This is a genomic window from Paenibacillus sp. MY03 (assembly GCF_002165585.1).
GTDB classification, from domain to species: domain Bacteria; phylum Bacillota; class Bacilli; order Paenibacillales; family Paenibacillaceae; genus Pristimantibacillus; species Pristimantibacillus agaridevorans.
Genome location: NZ_MXQD01000006.1, coordinates 120828 through 136715, shown reverse-complemented (window position 1 = coordinate 136715; position 15888 = coordinate 120828). Strand labels below are relative to the sequence as shown.

The following is a 15888-nucleotide window of genomic DNA, read 5'->3' as shown; positions in this document are numbered from 1 at the left end:
GTTCCCACGTGAAATTCCACAAAATATTGATCGCGAACCGCGGAGAAATCGCGGTTCGAATTATTCGTGCCTGCCGCGAGCTCGGCATCTCTACCGTGGCCGTGTTCTCCGAAGCGGACAGAGACTCTCTCCATGTCAAGCTTGCCGATGAAGCTTATTGCATTGGGCCGACGTTATCCAAGGATAGCTACTTAAATTTCACGAGCATTATGAGCGTAGCGACGATAACCGAATGCGACGCCATTCATCCCGGATACGGCTTCCTTGCCGAGAATGCCGACTTCGCGGAGATTTGCGAATCGTGCAATATTACGTTTATCGGACCTTCCGCGGATGCCATCAGCAAGATGGGGGACAAAGCCGTCGCGAAGCTGACGATGAAATCCGCCGACGTACCCGTTATACCGGGCTCCGACGGCCTTATCGACAACCTCGACGAAGCTGTGGAGATAGCGAGAGCGATCGGTTATCCCGTCATTATTAAAGCCACTGCGGGCGGCGGCGGCAAAGGGATTCGCATCGCGGAGAACGAGGAATCGCTTATCAGCCAGATTACGACGGCTCAGCAAGAAGCGCAGAAGGCATTCGGCAACGCCGGCGTTTACCTGGAGAAATATTTGACGGGCATGAAGCACGTCGAGATTCAGATCATGGCGGACAAACACGGCAACGCGGTTCATTTGTTCGAGCGTGACTGCTCCGTGCAGCGCAGACGCCAAAAGCTCGTCGAAGAAGCGCCTTGCCCGGTTTTATCTCCTGAGCTGCGCGAGCGTATGGGAGCCGCCGCGGTTCGCGCGGCACTGGCCGTTGAGTACTCCGGCGCCGGCACCCTGGAGTTTCTCCTGGGCCAGGATGGCCAGTTCTACTTCATGGAGATGAATACGCGCATTCAAGTGGAGCATCCCGTTACGGAGATGATCACGAACGTAGATCTCATTAAGGAAATGATCAATGTTGCCGAAGGCAATCCGCTGTCGTTCCGACAAGAGGATCTTAAGATTAATGGCTGGTCCATAGAGTGCCGGATCAACGCGGAGGATTCCGAGCGCAACTTCATGCCTTCCGCCGGCCATATCCCGTTCTATCTGCCTCCAGGCGGCGCGGGCGTGCGCGTGGACAGCGCGGTATATCCGGGCTACACCATTTCGCCGCATTACGATTCCATGATTGCCAAGCTGATCGTATGGGGCGCGACTCGGGAAGAAGCGATCGCGCGCATGAAGAGGGCGCTGTCCGAATTTGCCATCGAAGGCATTCGGACGACGATTCCTTTCCACATGAAGCTGTTAAGCCATCCCAAATTCATCCAGGGCGATTTCGATATCAAGTTTCTCGAGGAGCATGATATCAACGGTTCGGGAGCGGCGATCGGCGAATAATTATACAAGTACGAGTTCAAAAAATTCGGTTATCAGTACCGAGAAGATTGGATGAAGCTAGAACCTGAGGAGCGGAGCGTAGTGGAAGCTACGTGAGCACCTGCAATGTTTCCGGAGGAAACATACTTCGTAAGCATATGCTTAGGTACGGCTGAATTCAATATTCGACGTCGAGTAAACTTGCAGAATTACTTCGTAATGGGAAGCGGATTTTTTGAACAACCTTTACAAGCAGGTAACGTTTGTCATAATTACTGCCTAATGTTATAGTATAGAAATAAGATGCGACATAAGGCTTGGCTTTCGCCGGGCCGCGCGCAACTTTAGGGAGGTGTACAACGAACATGAGTACGATCGCCGCGGATTATGAGAAAACAGAAATCGGTACGATTCAGATTGCCCCCGAAGTCATTGAAGTGATTGCAGGGCTTGCCGCCATAGAAGTAAAAGGCGTAGCCGGCATGAGCGGAGGTTTCGCTGGAGGAATTGCGGAGCTTCTCGGTCGCAAAAATCTGTCCAAGGGCGTCAAGGTGGAGGTTGGTCAGCGCGAAGCGGCCGTGGACGTGTCCATCATCGTGGAATACGGTCATAAGATTCCCGAGATCGCGTCCGGCATCCAGAACAACGTCAAGCGTTCTATCGAGATGATGACGGGCCTTAACGTTGTAGAAGTGAACGTACATATTCATGACGTACATTTCAAGTCGGCAGAGAGACCGGATGATGAGGATATCCAAAATCGGGTCAAATAAAAAAGCATACATGCATTTGTACAACCCCCTTGTGATTGGGCATGCCGATCGGCCAGGGGGTTTTCATTCGCTCTGACGGGAGGATTGGCTGCATTGATCAAAGTTGTGGACAAGCTATTGTTGTTTCTTTACAGTCTGATCGTCGGCGTTATATCCATATTCTTTATGAGTCTCGGCTTCGGGTGGCTGACAAGCAGGATGCTGAGCGATCTGTTAACGGAGTTCTATCGGTCAAACGGCATACAGATCGGTACCGGAATCGCCGGCATCGTCATTCTGCTCCTGAGCTTCCGGTTCTTCATTCTGTCGCTGCATCGCGGCTCCATGTCGGCGCAATCCATCGATCAGCGCACGGAGTTCGGCGATATTCGAATCTCGATCGAGACGATCGAGAACCTGGCGCTAAAGACGGCGTCCAAGCAGCGCGGCGTAAAGGAATTGCGCTCGCGCGTGAGAGCGTCCGATTCGGGTCTCGAGATCGTGCTTCGCGCCGTTATCGACGGCGAGAGCTCCATTCCGGCTCTGACGGAGGACATTCAGCGGGCGGTAAAGGAGCACGTCGAAGACATTACCGGCATTCCGGTATCCAACGTGGCCGTATTTATCGCCAACGTGGTACAGGCAAACACGTTCAAGAGTCGCGTAGAATAGAGGTGGACGGCCGATGTGGAGGGAGATCTGGAGCGTCTATTGGAAACGAATCCTAGGCGCGGCAGCGGGGCTTTTCTGCAGTATTGTGTATTTGGCATTCGGGTTCTGGGACATGCTGTTCGTAGCGTTGCTCGTTTTTGCGGGTTATTGGTTCGGCAAACAGAAGGAATCGAGCAACGGCCCGGTTATTCCATGGCAACGTATATGGGAGACAATCATGGACAGGTTCCGTCCCTTTCGATAATTGAGTGGTCTCCTCCGTTCATCGGAAGTCGGGTATCCGAATCCTTCCGTTAAGGGAGGAGATCATCGTTTTCATGGAGCAAATAATTAAGGAAGAAAAGATGCGGAGGATTGGCATGAAACGGAGATTGGCTAGGGAAATCGCGGTATCCAGCCTATACCAGATGGAAATGAATGAGGTAACGGCTGCGGAGGCCGTCGACATGATCATGGAGGAGCTGCGCCAGGATAACGAGCTCGGCGCGGATCCCAAGGAGATCGGCTCGACGGATGACTTCGCAAGGGAAATCGTGAACGGGGTCATCGCCCGCAAGTCGGAGATCGACGGGATGCTTCAGCAGTTCCTGACAGGCTGGCAAGTGGACAGGCTCTCGCGCGTAGACCGTCAGGTGCTGCGTCTGGCCTGTTACGAGATGGTGTTCAGGGATGATGTGCCGCCCAAGGCGGCGATTAACGAGGCGATCGAACTCGCCAAACATTTCGGCACGGAGGAATCCGGGAAATTCGTCAACGGCGTGTTGGGCAAGCTTCTGCTCGGAATCGACGAATTGAAGGCTTGATGGCGATTGTAATCGGCAGACGATATAAAGTCCGCTTAAGGCGGTTAACGAAAAAGGAGACGAGACGGACATGGGAGCGCATATCATTGATGGCAAAAAGATTTCGGAGCAAATTCGCGGAGAATGGCTGGAACAAATCGCCGAACTAAAGGAGAAAGGCATCGTTCCCGGACTTGCGGTCGTATTGGTTGGCGATGATCCCGCATCCAAGGTGTATGTCGGTTCCAAGGAAAAGGCTTGCATTCAGTTAGGTATCTATTCCGAAGTTCACCGTCTGCCGGGCGATACGACAGAGGAGGCTCTGCTCGCTCTGATCGGTAAGCTTAACAATCAGGATTCGATTAACGGCATTCTCGTTCAGTTGCCTCTGCCGAAGCATATTAACGAGAAATCCGTCATTGACGCGATCAGCGTAGCAAAAGACGTAGACGGATTCCATCCGGAGAGCGTCGGCAACTTGACGATAGGGGATGACAGCCTGTTGCCATGTACGCCCGCAGGCGTGATCGAGCTGATCAAACGCAGCGGCGTTGATATCGCAGGCAAACACGCTGTCGTCATCGGACGCAGCAATATCGTCGGCAAGCCGGTTGCCATGCTGCTTCTTCGCGAGAATGCGACCGTTACGGTATGCCACTCCCGTACGGCGGACATGGAGGGCATCGCGAAACAAGCCGATATTCTCGTTGTCGCGATCGGCAAGGCCAAAGCGATTGACAGTCGATATGTAAAGCCGGGCGCAGTCGTAATTGATGTCGGCATTAACAGACTGCCTGACGGCAAGCTGGCTGGCGACGTTGACTACGAGGACTGTCTGGAGACGGCGGGCTACATTACGCCTGTACCTGGCGGCGTTGGCCCCATGACCATCACGCTTTTGATGGGCAATACGATCAAGGCGGCTAAGAGGGCGAACGGAATCGGGGTGTAGTCCGCATGACGGCACAACCACGCGTTTACTCCGTCAAGGAACTCAATAAATACATTCGCATGAAGCTGGAAAGCGATATTGTGCTGGGCGACGTCTGGCTGCGCGGCGAAGTCTCCAATTTCACCCATCATTCCAGCGGTCATATGTATTTCACACTCAAAGATGAAGGCAGCCGGTTGAAATGCGTCATGTTCGCCTCGCATAACGCGAGGCTTCCTTTCATCCCAAGAGAAGGTGCCAAGGTGCTGGCCAGGGGCAATATTTCCGTCTTCGAACGGGATGGCAACTACCAATTCTATTGCATGGCGATGCAGCCGGACGGGATTGGCAGCTTGTATCTGGCTTTTGAGCAGTTGAAGGAGAAGCTGGATCAGGAAGGTCTATTTGCAGCTTCCCGCAAGCGCTCTCTCCCTGCTTTTCCCAAAGCGATCGGAGTCATTACATCGCCTACTGGCGCAGCGGTCAGAGATATTACGACGACTCTTAAACGAAGATACCCGATCATCCCGGTCTATGTCTATCCCGTGCTCGTGCAAGGAGCGGGAGCGGCCCCTGCTATCGTCAATGCCATACAAGCGATGAATCGATTCGGCGAATGCGACGTATTAATTGTTGGTCGCGGCGGAGGATCGCTGGAGGAGCTGTGGGCGTTTAACGAAGAAGCCGTCGCGCGGGCGATTGCTGACTCCGCTATTCCTGTTATCAGCGCTGTCGGCCATGAGACGGATTATACCATATCCGACTTTGTCTCCGATTTGCGAGCGGCCACGCCAACGGCTGCAGCGGAGCTGGCGGTTCCGCATGTGGCGGAGCTCGGACAAGGTCTGGAGCGGTTGAAGCAGAGGCTGGACGGGGCGATGCGTCTCCGGCTTCGCGAAGATGCCGAGAGGCTGGAACGGGCAAGAAGATCGCCGTTCTTCCGATATCCGCGCAAATATTTGCTGGAACAGGCTCAGCGTCTCGACAGGTTGCAGGAGCAGTTGCGCTCGCGGACGGAGCGGTTGGTCGTCCGCGAGAGGGCCAGACTCGACAAGTTTGGCAAGGGATTGGTCGCCAGACACCCCGGCGAACGCATCGCATTCTCGGCCAAGCGATTGGCGACGGCGGCTCACCGTTTGGAATTGGCAGCTTCCGGTTTAATAAAAGAGAAGAAGCAGCGGCTCGGCGCAGGAGTCCGGCAGCTGGACGCGCTTAGTCCGCTAAAGGTCATGGCCCGCGGTTATGGTCTTGTCTATGACAACGAAGGCAAGACGCTGCTTAAGACTGTTCAAGGCACGCAAGAAGGCGATGAAGTGACCGTCAAGCTGTCGGATGGCAGTCTGGAATGCCGCGTATTATCGGTGAAAGGGGAGTGAGGCACGTGGCAGCAGTGAAAGAGGAAGAACTAAGCTTTGAAGGCGCAATGGATCGTCTGGAATCCATTGTAGCCCGCTTGGAAAATGGAGATGTGCCGCTCGAGACGGCGATTGAATTATTCCAGGAAGGAATGCGGTTATCGCAGCTTTGCGGCGGGAAGCTGGAGCATGTCGAGCAACGAATCGAGTTGTTGCTTGAGTCGGAGCAAGGCTTTCAGAAAAAAACGTTTGCTTCCGCAAGCGAGGATAAAGGAGAATAACGTTTGGAAGCAAGGGATGCAACAGCTACAATTCGCGATTATTTGCAGCATAGCGCCAGCGAGACGCAAGCAGCGCTTGCCGGATCGCTTCCTGCCGGCTGGGATGTTCCGGGCAGGCTGAGGGAAGCTATGCATTATTCTCTGGATGCCGGCGGCAAGCGGATTCGTCCGGCGTTGGTTCTGACAGCAGCCGAAGCCGTTCGCGGATTCGCTTCCGACAGGGAAGCGGCTTTGACCGTTGCCTGCGCGGTAGAATACATACATACTTATTCCCTGATCCATGACGATTTGCCAGCTATGGACAACGACGATTTCCGCCGGGGCAAGCCGACGAACCATAAGGTGTTCGGCGAAGCCATGGCCATCCTGGCCGGGGACGCATTGTTGACCCACGCGTTCAAGCTGGTGGCAGATGCGGCCGCAAGTGGCGTATCGGCAGAGACGGCACTGGCTATATCCGGCGAGCTTGCCGTCCTGGCAGGCGCATCCGGCATGGTTGGCGGTCAAGTCGCAGACATGTTAGGCGAGCAAGGCATTACAGCGATACGCGAGCTGGAGTATATTCATCTCCACAAGACCAGCGATCTGATCATATTCGCCGTAAAGTCCGGCGCGAGGATCGGCGGGGCAAATGCCCGCCAACTGGAGCTTCTGGAGATATACGGCCGCAATATCGGGCTGGCCTTCCAGATTCAGGACGATATTTTGGATCTCGTTGGCGACGCCGTGAAGCTGGGCAAACCGACGAACAGCGACGTAGAGCAGAGAAAAGTGACTTATCCGTTCCTGATCGGAATGGAGGAAAGCATTGCGCTCGTCGCAAGTCTCACCGAACAGGCGAAAACCGCCATCATCGAGGCAGAGCTCGCTGATCCTTCCAGATTACTGCAGATTGCCGATTATTTAGTGCATCGCGACCATTAATGGAGCTCCGTACGTGCGAGTTCAAAAAGTTCGGAAGCGGACTTTTGAACAACCTCTGCTAGAGGTCTGTTTTGGCACATTCGACAACTATGTTATAATAGGTAAAATGTAGACGTTCATTGGACGGCGATCGTGCTGTCCTCGAAAGCGAGGAAATCATGTGCTGCTTGATCAAATTAGCGGACCAAAGGACTTAAAGGAATTGAACGTGGCGCAGCTGGAAGAGCTGGCTGGCGAAATCCGCCAGTTTCTCATCCAGAAGCTGTCCGTTACGGGCGGGCATTTGGCTCCGAATCTCGGTGTCGTCGAATTGACGCTGGCCATGCATTTTTTATTCCACAGCCCTGACGATAAATTTATCTTCGACGTTGGACATCAATCCTATGTTCATAAAATATTGACCGGTCGCAAGGAACAATTCGATACTTTGCGCAAATACAAAGGACTGTGCGGCTTCGTGAAACGCTCCGAAAGCGAGCATGACGTCTGGGAGGCGGGACATAGCAGTACATCCCTTTCAGCCGCAATGGGCATGGCGCTCGCCCGCGACCTTAAAGGCGATGACAACCGCGTTGTTGCCGTAATCGGCGACGGAGCGCTGACTGGCGGCATGGCGCTAGAAGCGCTTAACCATATCGGTCACGAGAAACGGAATATGATTGTTATTCTTAATGACAACGAAATGTCCATCGCTCCGAACGTAGGCGCGCTGCACCATTATCTGGGGAAAATCCGAACGGATCGCCATTACCAGAAGGCCAAGGACGAGCTTCAGCATCTGCTGAACAAAATTCCGGCAATCGGCGGGAAATTGGCCAAAACGGCGGAGCGTTTCAAAGACAGCCTGAAGTATTTGCTTGTAAGCGGCATTTTGTTCGAGCAATTCGGCCTGACCTACCTGGGACCCGTCGACGGACATGACATCGATGGTTTGCTGGACATTCTAAAGCAAGCGGATTCCATGCCGGGGCCTGTACTTGTGCATGTTATCACGGTAAAGGGCAAAGGTTATTCGCCCGCCGAAGCGGATTCGCACAAGTGGCACGGTGCTTCTCCGTACAAGATCGAATCCGGACAGATGGTCAAAGCCGTCGGACCACCAATGTATACGAAGGTATTCGGCGACATGCTTATTCAGCTAGCGGAGCAGGATGAGCGCGTTGTTGCTGTAACGCCGGCAATGCCTGGCGGCTCCGGCCTGCTTGATTTCGCGGAGAAATTCCCGAATCGCATGATAGACGTCGGTATTGCCGAGCAGCATGCGGCAACATTGTCCGCCGCGCTTGCTCTGGAAGGACTTAAGCCGGTTTTCGCCGTATATTCGACCTTCCTGCAGAGGGCCTATGATCAAGTCGTTCATGATATTTGCCGCCAGAACCTGAATGTCGTTTTCGCAATCGACCGGGCCGGGTTCGTAGGGCCTGACGGCGAGACGCATCAGGGCGTATACGATATTTCGTTCCTGCGGCATGTGCCGAATCTTGTTATTATGATGCCCAAAGACGAAAATGAGCTTCGCCGCATGATGAAGACGGCGATTGATTATAACGATGGTCCGATCGCTGTCCGTTATCCGCGAATAAACGGAGTTGGCGTGGAACTTGACGCTCATCCCGAACCTTTGCCGATCGGCAAATGGGAGTGGCTGCGCGAAGGAGACGGCAATGTTATTCTTGCTATCGGTCCAATGATTGGAGTGGCGGAGGAAGCGGCCGATCTGATGAAGCGCGAAGGCGCCTTGGTCGGTATCGTAAATGCCAGATTCATCAAGCCGCTGGATGAAGAAATGTTGCTTGCTATCGCCGAGCAAGGCAATCGAATCATTGTGCTGGAAGAAGGAGCGGAGCTGGGCGGTTTCGGCAGTTCTGTACTCGAATTTTATTCCCGAAAGGGACTTTACGAAGTACCTGTTCGCATCATTGGCGTGCCGGATCTATATGTGGAGCACGGCTCCATCGAGCAGCAGCGCGAGGAAGTCGGCTTGACGGCCGAACACGTCGCCGCTGAGCTCCGCGCCATGAATCCGAGACGCATGAAACGCGTTACAGGGCAGGCATAAGGGCAAGGAGAGTTATGACCACGACACCCAAAGAACGGATTGATGTTTTATTAGTTGAACGGGGATACTTCGACAGCCGGGAGAAAGCCAAAAAAGCGTTAATGGCCGGTCTCGTGCTAGTGGATGATGAACCCGTGGACAAAAGCGGGATGAAGGTGCCGAGATCCGCCGACATTAAGGTCAAAGGCGTGCTTCATCCCTATGTCAGCCGCGGCGGTCTTAAGCTTGAGAAGGCGATTAAGCTGTTCGGCATCGATTTAACCGACAAGGTTATGCTGGATATCGGCGCATCCACGGGCGGGTTTACCGATTGCGCATTGCAGAACGGGGCAAGCTACGTCTATGCGATCGATGTCGGCTATAATCAGTTGGATTGGTCGCTAAGGCAGCATCCTCAAGTCGGCGTGATGGAACGAACCAATTTCAGATACATGCTGCCGGAACATCTGACTGGCCCGCCGCCGAGCTTCGCTAGCATTGACGTATCCTTTATATCGCTCAAGCACATTCTGCCTACTCTTGCGACGCTGCTTCCTCCTAGTTCGGGAGTTGTGGCGCTAATCAAGCCGCAATTCGAAGCGGGCAGAGAGAAGGTCGGCAAATCCGGCGTCGTCAGGGAGCCTTCCGTTCATGCGGAAGTTCTTCGGCAAGTGTTGGGTTACGCTTCGGAGACGGGGTACGTCCTTCAGGAGTTGACGTTTTCCCCGATTACCGGGGGAGAAGGCAATATCGAATTTCTCGCTTATTGGTTGACCGGGGCTTCAGAAAATGCAGCCGTCAACGAAAAATCCGATGACAAGGAAGCCCGTATTCTGGCGTTGGTCGAGGAAGCGAACCGGACGTTCAAGGCTAAGGTATAACGGTTTGAAACATAAAAGTCATATGCTCATCGTAGAGGGATGCCGATCGGTTTTACTGATTTGGCATCTTTTTTCTTTACAGAATGTCCCTTGGTTTGATAAACTAAGACCAAACAAACGTTCGCTTCCGTGATCTGATTGGTCTTGATGAGGTGATACGCTATGGAGAAGTATGGCGATTGGTTTATAATGGCGCTAGCGGGCACGCTTTTGCTGGCGTGGCTGTATCGTTCCTTCTATCGCTGGCTGCATGCTCCGGTCAACATGAACCGCATCACGTTAGGCAAGGGCGCGGCGGTATCGGACGGCGACGAGAACGTCCAACTGCTAAATCGCAACGGTTATAAGGTATTGTCGGCCAAGCATGTCGTGCCAATACCGGTAGAGCTGGACGACGCGCCGCTTGGCACGGGAGCACGCATATATATCGATTATATGGCAACCAAGGATGATCTTACCTATATCGTAAAGACGGCCAGAGAGCGAAAGCCGATGGACTGGACGGCCAGCGGCGTCAGGGATCAACTGCTTGTCTATGCCTTGCTGCTTCAGGATTGCTCGGGTATTCTATACATCGACGCGAAGAGCGGGACGATCCGTAAAATCGCATTTCATTTGTCCGACTAACAACATAAGCAATCACGGAGGTCACGTATGAAGGGAATCAGACAATTCAGGATTAGAGAAATAATTACGAACGGCATTATCGAGACGCAGGAGGAGCTTGTTGAGGCTCTTAGGGAGTCGGGCATGCAGGTGACGCAAGCGACGATCTCGCGGGACATCAAGGAGCTTATGCTCATCAAGGTGCCTATCGAGGAAGGCCGTTACAAATATTCGCTGCCTACCGACGTCGGGCGCCAGAATCCCATCCATAAGCTAAAACGTGCCATCGTCGACCACTTTACAGGAATCGACTATACAGACAACCTTATCGTGTTAAAGTGCATGCCGGGTACAGCGAACACGATTGGCGGCCTGATCGACAACATGGAGTGGAGCGAAGTGATGGGCACCATTTGCGGCGATGACACGATTCTTATTATTTGCCGTACGAAGCCGCACAGCGCAACCGTAACCGAACGTTTGCTGGAGATGCTTAATTAATAAAGATATAGGGAGGATAACGAATATGCTGCGAGAGCTGTCGATTCGGAATTTAGCTGTTATTGAAGAAGTTCATCTTTCATTTCATCAGGGATTCCATGTACTGACGGGAGAGACGGGAGCGGGCAAGTCGATTCTGATCGATGCGCTCAGCCTGCTGGTCGGCGGTCGGGGCTCCGCAGATATGATTCGTTACGGATGCGATAAGGCGGAGATGGAGGCGTTGTTCGATATGCCCGTCCAACATCCGGTGTGGACCATCCTGAACAGACTCGGCGTACAATGCTCCCCGGAGGAGATGCTGGTCATTCGCAGGGAGCTGTCGGCGCAAGGCAAGAGCATCAGCCGTGTCAACGGTCAACTCGTCACGATGACGATGCTGAGAGAGATCGGCGAGGCGCTGGTTAATATTCATGGACAACATGAGCATCAATCCCTTCTTCGTTCGGAGCAGCATCTGGAGTGGCTGGATCTATTTGGCGGCGATCTGCTGATTGAGCGCAAGACCCAATACAAAAGGGCTTATGCTACGCTTCTTGAAGTAAGGGGAGCGCTAAAGGAATTGGAGGATACGACTCGGCATAATGTACAGATGCTGGACTTGTATCGCTTCCAGATCGACGAGATTACATCGGCAGCGCTGAAACCCGGAGAGGACGAGCTTCTTTCGGAGCAGCGTAAAACACTTTTGTATGCCGAGAAGCGGATGGACGCCGTAACCGAAGCGTATACGCTTCTCTATGGCGGGAAGGGACTTGACGCAATCAGCAAGTCCATCTCCAAGCTGGCCGATATCCAGAGCTACGACAAGTCCGTATTGGATCCACTTATGGAACAGCTTCAATCGGCATTTTATCAAGCGGAGGATGTAGCTTTCCAATTGCGCGATTATCGCGAAAATATCGACTCCGATCCTGAAAGCCTGGCTGCAGTCGAAGAAAGATTAGATCTGATTCATGGATTGAAACGCAAATATGGGGAAAGCATACCTGATATATTGCAATATTTAAAAAAGATAACCGCAGAACGCGACAAGATCGAAAATCGAGACGAGCTCGTCGCCAGGTTCCGTGTGCAGGAGGAAGAAGCCTATCGCCACGCCTATAGCCTTGCAGAGGAGTTGTCCAGCCTGCGCCGCCATGCATCCGTTACGTTGTCCAGCGCCATTGAGAGCCAGCTTGCAGAACTGTTGATGCCCGCTGCACGTTTCCGCGTATCGTTGGATGGCGGTACTGAAGGAGGGAGAGGGGAGAAGCCTGTCAAGCTGCATGCCGGTGGTATTGATGATGCCCTATTTCTATTGTCATCCAACCCCGGGGAGCCGCTTAAACCTCTCAATAAGATCGCTTCCGGCGGGGAGATGTCACGGATCATGCTTGCCATGAAGAGCATTTTCGCCGAGATCGATCAAATACCCGTACTTATTTTCGATGAGGTAGACACAGGCGTCAGCGGCAGAGCCGCTCAAGCCATCGCCGAAAAGATGTCGGCGCTGTCGGCCAGATGCCAAATATTCTCCATCACTCATCTGCCTCAAGTCGCTTGCATGGCGGACCATCACTTCGAAATTATGAAGTCCGTAAACGAAGGCAGAACCGCGACTTCTGTTACGAAGCTTGCGAACGAAACACGTATCAATGAGCTTGCCCGCATGCTGGGAGGTGTCGAAGTAACTGATAAAACAAGGCATCACGCACAAGAAATGCTTGATTTGGCCCATGGGTTGAAGGGAGCGTAATGGAAGGCATTCAGGGAATGTTTTTGCGGACATAAAACATTGGAGGCGGGGTAACTTAAAGGTACGCCATTGGCGATAAATCCTTTTTCGTCATGTGAAGGAATGACAGGAGCGTGTAAAACATTGAACTCCAACAGGCGGAAACGTATGATTGGCCTGGTTCTCGTTTTCTTCGTTTGCATGATCGGGTTCTCCACTCCGTTTCAACAATTCGCCGCATTCCCGAATGAACTTCGTTTGTTCTCCGGCCAACTGAAACGTCTGCAATACGGGGTTCCTGTACAAGCGGAAGTTACCGTAGATCCACAGATGCTGAATGTAAATGGTTCCAACGAGCATTCCCTGTCCGTTAATTTGAGCAAGCCGATGTCATTGAAGCCTAGCCATAGCGGCCAGACGAACATGCAAGTGAAATTATTTGGTAAAATTCCGTTCAAGACAGTTAAAGTAAAAGTTGTCCCGGACATTAGAGTTATTCCAGGAGGACAAACGATTGGCGTTAAAGTAAAATCGGCAGGCGTTCTGGTCGTCGGTCATCATGCGGTTGTAGACGGCGACGGAGCCAAACATTCGCCAGGCGAGGATGCGGGACTGAAATTAGGCGATCTTATCGTACAGATTAATGGCAAGCCTGTTAAAGAAGTGAATCGGATCGGTAAAATATGCGAAGAATATGGAAACACCAAGCGCCCTCTTCAAATTACTTACAAGCGTGGCGGCCAATTGAACAGCACGGTTTTGGATCCCATATTCGATGCAGAGGATCGAGCTTGGAGACTGGGACTATACATTCGCGATTCCGCAGCAGGCGTAGGCACGCTTACCTTCTATGCCCCGGATCATGGCGTGTACGGCGCATTGGGACATGTCATCTCGGATATGGACACACAGACGCCAATCGAAGTTGGCGAAGGCCAAATTTTGGAGTCCAGCGTGATGTCAATCAATAAGAGCCATACGGGCGAACCCGGAGAAAAGAGAGCTCAGTTCGTGAAGGAAGGCAAAATTTTGGGCAATATCGAACGAAACACGCAATTCGGTATTTTTGGCAAAATGACTGAACAGCCGGGACATAGCTTTAGCGGCAAGGCATTACCCGTCGCGTTCTCAGAGGATGTAAAGGAAGGGCCTGCACAAATCTTGACCGTTGTTAATGGCCAGAAGGTAGAACGGTATGACATTCAGATTGTCCATGTGTCCAAACAATCCGGTCCTGCGACCAAAGGGATGGTCATCAAAATTACCGACAAGCGGCTTATAAACAAAACAGGCGGTATCGTTCAAGGCATGTCGGGCAGTCCCATTATTCAGGACGGCAAGATGGTTGGCGCCGTCACTCATGTATTCGTCAATGACCCTACGTCTGGATACGGATGTTTTATCGAATGGATGCTGCAGGATGCTGGTGTACTGGATCAAGAATCACAGACGAATGCGGATGATGCAGCATAATGAGAAGAACGTCTCGAGCAGCTGAAGTGCTGTCGCTCGAGGCGTTTGTTTTTGTGAGTTTTGTCGAAAGTAGACGAAATACAGTGATTTTTGAAGTAAATTATTAATTATATCGAATAGTTGAAAAAAAATAAAGAAAAAAGATTTTCGACAGAAGGAATTCCAATCGTCATGTCGAAAACCTATGTTAGACAACCGATGATCGTTACAACTGAGCGATGCAGCAAATTAACATTTAAGGGAGGATACTTACCTTGCACAAGATCGAAGTTTTGCTGGCAGATGACAACCGAGAATTTACTAACCTGTTATCGGAATACATATCCGAACAAAGTGATATGCATGTAAGTGGCGTGGCTTATAACGGAGAAGAAGTAATCCGTCATCTTGAGCAAGCCCGCAACGTCCCTGACGTGCTTATATTGGATATTATTATGCCGCATCTGGATGGACTGGGCGTGTTAGAGCGACTGAAGGAAATGAATTTGTCCCCAATGCCCAAGATCATCATGTTGACGGCATTCGGCCAAGAAAACATTACGCAAAAAGCGGTACAGCTTGGCGCATCTTATTACATATTGAAACCATTCGATATGGATATTCTGGCAAACCGGATTCGCCAACTGGTTGGAACATCCTCGACGTCTTATTCGGCATCCTCTAGCTTCAGCTCGACGACGTTGAAGTCGAATGTAGTTCCGCTTTCCAAAGGCAAAAATCTGGATGCGAACATTACGAGCATTATCCATGAGATTGGCGTTCCTGCACATATTAAAGGGTATCAATATTTGCGCGAAGCGATTACGATGGTCTACAACAATATCGAAATTCTTGGCGCAATTACGAAGACCTTGTACCCGGCTATCGCCGAAAAGTTCAAAACGACGCCATCCCGCGTCGAACGAGCCATTCGCCATGCGATCGAGGTTGCCTGGACCCGCGGCAACATCGACAGCATCTCGCATTTGTTCGGCTATACGATCAACATCAGCAAGTCGAAGCCGACGAATTCCGAGTTCATCGCGATGGTCGCCGACAAGCTGCGGATTGAACATAAGGTTTCTTGATAATCGCAAAATTATCTTTAAGTGCGTGTTCAAAATTTGCGCAAAAAACCACTTATTTATCGGGAATAGCTTGTCCGATAAGGAAGTGGTTTTTTTTCTGATTGGCCTTTGTCTAATGAGACGCTACTGTCCTCCCGGTGCACCGGATTGCGGTCTTGGCGGACGTGGGCGTTTCTTTTTGAAGCGGGGGGCTACATAGTTGCGCTTGCGGTCCCGGAAAAAAATCCATCCGCCGATAAAACCGGCTCCGAGGAAAAACATAACGAAACCAAGCAAAAATTTTAGCCATGCAAAATCAGGCGTTACTTGATCGTTACCGTACTGCGAAAAATAATCGAACGTTGCGTCCTTCATATGGAGGAATCCAAAACACGCAACAATGCCGGGTACGACGAGAAACAAAATGGCTATAATTCGGGCGACTACAAGTTTCATAACGGTGAAAGCTCCTTATTTGTAATTCTGATCGTGAATACTCATTTCTAATATCATAACTGGTTCCTGTAACCGTGTCCATTTGTTCAAGCTAACAACAGTGAAATGATGCGTA

Annotated in this window: 17 protein-coding genes; 16 read left to right on the top strand and 1 reads right to left on the bottom strand. The window is 51.8% G+C overall.

The genetic code is table 11. The features are described from left to right. The first annotated feature begins 8 nt into the window (after positions 1-8). The 16 genes from accC to spo0A all read left to right on the top strand — a co-directional run bounded on the left by accC (position 9) and on the right by spo0A (position 15338). Entirely contained in the window at positions 9-1379 is a 1371-nt protein-coding gene (gene accC, locus B1748_RS06570) for an acetyl-CoA carboxylase biotin carboxylase subunit (protein ID WP_087567086.1), read from the top strand. 344 nt (positions 1380-1723) lie between these two features. Then, entirely contained in the window at positions 1724-2131 is a 408-nt protein-coding gene (locus tag B1748_RS06565) for an Asp23/Gls24 family envelope stress response protein (protein ID WP_087567085.1), read from the top strand. Positions 2132-2224: 93 nt separating this feature from the next. After that, positions 2225-2782 (top strand): alkaline shock response membrane anchor protein AmaP, encoded by a 558-nt coding sequence (amaP, locus tag B1748_RS06560; RefSeq protein ID WP_087567084.1) that lies wholly within the window; start codon positions 2225-2227, stop codon positions 2780-2782. Between the two features lie 13 nt (positions 2783-2795). Beyond that, positions 2796-3026 (top strand): DUF2273 domain-containing protein, encoded by a 231-nt coding sequence (locus B1748_RS06555; protein ID WP_087567083.1) that lies wholly within the window; start codon positions 2796-2798, stop codon positions 3024-3026. Between the two features lie 115 nt (positions 3027-3141). Then, the gene (nusB, locus tag B1748_RS06550; protein ID WP_087567300.1) at positions 3142-3585 is read left to right on the top strand and encodes a transcription antitermination factor NusB; all 444 of its coding nucleotides are present in this window, start codon (positions 3142-3144) and stop codon (positions 3583-3585) included. A gap of 70 nt (positions 3586-3655) precedes the next feature. Then, a complete protein-coding gene (folD, locus tag B1748_RS06545; RefSeq protein ID WP_087567082.1) occupies positions 3656-4516 on the top strand; it encodes a bifunctional methylenetetrahydrofolate dehydrogenase/methenyltetrahydrofolate cyclohydrolase FolD in 861 nt (286 codons plus the stop codon). A gap of 5 nt (positions 4517-4521) precedes the next feature. Beyond that, positions 4522-5871: an exodeoxyribonuclease VII large subunit gene (gene xseA / locus B1748_RS06540; RefSeq protein WP_087567081.1), complete on the top strand. Its 1350-nt coding sequence runs from the start codon at positions 4522-4524 to the stop codon at positions 5869-5871. A 5-nt stretch (positions 5872-5876) separates the two neighbouring features. After that, the gene (xseB, locus tag B1748_RS06535) at positions 5877-6131 is read left to right on the top strand and encodes an exodeoxyribonuclease VII small subunit (RefSeq protein WP_373271260.1); all 255 of its coding nucleotides are present in this window, start codon (positions 5877-5879) and stop codon (positions 6129-6131) included. A gap of 3 nt (positions 6132-6134) precedes the next feature. Further along, a complete protein-coding gene (locus B1748_RS06530) occupies positions 6135-7055 on the top strand; it encodes a polyprenyl synthetase family protein (protein WP_373271259.1) in 921 nt (306 codons plus the stop codon). Between the two features lie 160 nt (positions 7056-7215). Continuing rightward, complete coding sequence (dxs, locus tag B1748_RS06525) at positions 7216-9114, top strand: 1-deoxy-D-xylulose-5-phosphate synthase (RefSeq protein ID WP_087567079.1); 1899 nt, start codon at positions 7216-7218, stop codon at positions 9112-9114. 14 nt (positions 9115-9128) lie between these two features. Then, complete coding sequence (locus B1748_RS06520; RefSeq protein WP_087567078.1) at positions 9129-9974, top strand: TlyA family RNA methyltransferase; 846 nt, start codon at positions 9129-9131, stop codon at positions 9972-9974. Between the two features lie 162 nt (positions 9975-10136). Next, positions 10137-10601, top strand: a complete 465-nt coding sequence (locus B1748_RS06515) for a hypothetical protein (protein WP_087567077.1) — start codon at positions 10137-10139, stop codon at positions 10599-10601. Positions 10602-10628: 27 nt separating this feature from the next. After that, positions 10629-11081, top strand: a complete 453-nt coding sequence (ahrC, locus tag B1748_RS06510; RefSeq protein ID WP_087567076.1) for a transcriptional regulator AhrC/ArgR — start codon at positions 10629-10631, stop codon at positions 11079-11081. A gap of 25 nt (positions 11082-11106) precedes the next feature. Then, the gene (gene recN / locus B1748_RS06505) at positions 11107-12819 is read left to right on the top strand and encodes a DNA repair protein RecN (protein ID WP_087567075.1); all 1713 of its coding nucleotides are present in this window, start codon (positions 11107-11109) and stop codon (positions 12817-12819) included. Positions 12820-12942: 123 nt separating this feature from the next. Continuing rightward, complete coding sequence (gene spoIVB, locus B1748_RS06500; RefSeq protein WP_087567074.1) at positions 12943-14271, top strand: SpoIVB peptidase; 1329 nt, start codon at positions 12943-12945, stop codon at positions 14269-14271. Positions 14272-14525: 254 nt separating this feature from the next. After that, complete coding sequence (gene spo0A / locus B1748_RS06495) at positions 14526-15338, top strand: sporulation transcription factor Spo0A (RefSeq protein WP_087567073.1); 813 nt, start codon at positions 14526-14528, stop codon at positions 15336-15338. Between the two features lie 123 nt (positions 15339-15461). Here spo0A and B1748_RS06490 read toward each other — a convergent pair whose 3' ends face one another. Further along, positions 15462-15773: a DUF2627 domain-containing protein gene (locus tag B1748_RS06490; RefSeq protein ID WP_087567072.1), complete on the bottom strand. Its 312-nt coding sequence runs from the start codon at positions 15771-15773 to the stop codon at positions 15462-15464. Positions 15774-15888 lie beyond the last annotated feature (115 nt).